This is a genomic window from Pseudarthrobacter sp. fls2-241-R2A-127 (assembly GCF_030209355.1).
In the GTDB taxonomy this organism is placed as follows: Bacteria; Actinomycetota; Actinomycetes; order Actinomycetales; family Micrococcaceae; genus Arthrobacter.
Map to the genome: position 1 here is coordinate 1 of NZ_JARVSF010000025.1, position 2,483 is coordinate 2,483.

Consider the following 2,483-nt stretch of genomic DNA (forward strand, 5'->3'; position numbering starts at 1 on the left):
CACCCGCGCAGCAGCCCGCCGCTACTTCAAAAACGACACCCACTCCATCGTGGTCAAGGCGCTGCAGATGCTCGCGGCACGTGGAGAGGTGGAGGAGGGCGCGCCGCAATACGCCATGGACCGGTACAAACTCCTGGACGTCAACGCCGGCACCACCGGCGGTGCAGGCGGGGACGCCTGAGTCCAGGCGTTGGCGGCAGCGGGGGCAGTTTCCGGGGGGAAGCTGCCTCCGCTGCCTTGGCGTTGGTTAGGGTGCTGCTATGACAACAGCCACCACACAGGAACGGCGCACCACCGGCTTGATCCTGGCCGCCGGCGCAGGAACGCGCCTGGGCCGGGGCCCCAAAGCCTTGCTCCCCTTCCGTGGACGCCCGCTGGTGGAGGCAGTTGCCGCTGCCCTGCTCGATGGCGGCTGCCTGGACGTGGTGGTGGTCCTCGGCGCTGGTGCCGCTCAGGTCGTGGCTGCCGCCAAGTTGGACGGCTGCCAGGTGGTCACTAACCCGGACTGGGAATCGGGAATGGGCAGCTCGTTCCTGCTGGGCCTGGCCACAGCTGATCCTGCGGACGATGTGATGGTGGCCCTGGTGGACCAGCCGGGGCTGACCCCCGAAACTGTTCGGCGGCTGTTGGACGCCCACCGTCCGGGGCGGATCACGAGTGCCGCCTACCGCCGCCTTAATTCCAACGACGGCGGTGAGGCAGCACTCGTCCGCGGGCACCCGCTGTTAATCGACACCTCGCTGCGGGCCGCGGTGGCTGAGACGGTGACCGGTGACGCCGGCGCACGAGGCTTCCTGCGGAGCCACCCAGAACTCGTGGATGAGGTGGATTGCAGCGACCAGTCCACCGGCGAGGATATCGATACCCCGGACCAGCTCCGGCTGCTCGAATGAGATCCACCTGATCCAGAGGTCGGGGCGATCACGCGTGGGCGCGCAGGTATCTCTCCAGAGCCTCCTCCCACGGTGATCCACGGTGGCGGACAAGATCTGTGACGCCGGCCGCCCATCCCCTGGGCCATTCGGGTGGTTCCCAGTCCTGGTGTTCGCTGGTGTAGTGACGGCCGCTGGGTGAAGTCCATCCCGGCGGTTCGTTCCTGGTGGCCGGTGTGGGTTTCCAGCCGGTGGCGTGCCGGAGTCTATGGTGTTTCGGGCAGGGCTGCCCCAGGTTGCTGATCCCGGTGGTACCGCCCTTGCCCCAGGCGAGGAGGTGGTCGGCCTCGTTGTCCAGGGAGTTGTTGCTGCACCCAGGGAACGGACACTTCCCGTCCCGCATCCTGAGCCAGGACCGCATCGGCCCGGTGACCCGGTAACTCGTCCTGCCGATTTCCAACGGAGCCCCGTCCCGAGGATCCACCAACACCCGGTAGAACGACCCTGCTCCCTCAGCCACCAACTCCCTGGCCATCGACGGCGGGATGGGACCGTACCCGTCCAGCATCGCCGGTTCATCGGTCAGGCCCATCAGCGAGAACACCGGAACGGTCAGCAACACCTGCGCACGGATCGACGGTGACAGACCCTGGTGGCTCGCGCCGCCGTCGTCGGCGAATTCGGACCCGGCGCCGGAGGCTGCAGCACTGCCCTTTCCCACCATGCTGCCGCCGAGGATCGCTGCGGCGAAGGTGTCCACCCGCAGCTGGGTCAGAGTCCTGCCTTCGGCCGGCCCCTGCAGAGCCCGGGCAGCGGCAGTGAGCCGGTTCCACCCTGCCAACGCCTGGGCAGCCGGCAGGTACGCGGAAAGCCACGCCATCCCGTCTTGGTCCGCCCGGAACTCCACCCGCCGGTCCGCCGCGGATTTGGCGTGCCGGGCTTCGATGCTCTCCGTATGGTGGCGTTCGCGCCAGGTGCGGGCCTTGGCCCTGAAGCGGTGCGCCGGCAGCTCCCCCACCGGACACCCGCGCGCCGGATCCGGTGCATCCGGGTCCAGGAAATGCGCTTCCAACGCCGACGTCCCCGGTGCATCCAGACTGGCCGTCTGGTCCGCCATGGCCACCGCGTGGCTCCAGGACAGGTTCCCGGCCTGCAGCGCCGACAGGGTGAGCGGCAACTCCTTGACCACAACGTGGGAGGTGGCCAGGAACGATGACGCCGCCCGCGGCCCAAGAGCCAGCAGGCACCCGATCTCCGCCGCGACCGCCATCTCCTGTGCCTGCACCGGCACCTCCGGCCCCGCAACAACACCCGCGGCATCCGAGTACACCACAGCCGCTTTGGCCTTCAACGCGGCAATTACGGCCTCCACCTCACGGGCACCAGCCAGGATCTCCAGGCAGCCGTCGGCCAAACCAGCCAACGGATCAGCCCTCGAAAACGGTAACGAACCCGCCCTATCAATCTCCGCAGCCAGCACGGCAAGGGCGGCGCGCGTCTCCGCCAACGCCCTCACCACTGCCGCTTTCCCCATAACCTCATCATGACAAGGGGGTCTGACAGTAATGATGGAATTGGCTCGTGCTGCGGTGTGACTCTGGGTTCTGACTG

The 2,483-nt window shown here is 67.9% G+C and carries 3 protein-coding genes; 2 read left to right on the forward strand and 1 reads right to left on the reverse strand.

The window, feature by feature from the left end:
* Both QRN53_RS16105 and nboR read left to right on the forward strand, forming a co-directional pair.
* On the forward strand, window positions 1-181 hold a 181-nt coding region (locus QRN53_RS16105; RefSeq protein WP_285244849.1), incomplete at its 5' end, for a hypothetical protein.
* 79 nt (window positions 182-260) lie between these two features.
* Window positions 261-893 (forward strand): nicotine blue oxidoreductase, encoded by a 633-nt coding sequence (gene nboR / locus QRN53_RS16110; protein WP_285244850.1) that lies wholly within the window; start codon window positions 261-263, stop codon window positions 891-893.
* A gap of 28 nt (window positions 894-921) precedes the next feature.
* On the opposite strand, the gene QRN53_RS16115 is transcribed toward nboR, so the two are convergent.
* Window positions 922-2,406 (reverse strand): HNH endonuclease signature motif containing protein, encoded by a 1,485-nt coding sequence (locus QRN53_RS16115; protein WP_285244851.1) that lies wholly within the window; start codon window positions 2,404-2,406, stop codon window positions 922-924.
* Window positions 2,407-2,483 lie beyond the last annotated feature (77 nt).

Bases quoted from the DNA above. Each gene is read 5' to 3' on its own strand.
- nboR (WP_285244850.1), top strand. From the start codon at position 261: ATGACAACAGCCACCACACAGGAACGGCGCACCACCGGCTTGATCCTG.
- QRN53_RS16115 (WP_285244851.1), bottom strand. From the start codon at position 2,406: ATGGGGAAAGCGGCAGTGGTGAGGGCGTTGGCGGAGACGCGCGCCGCC.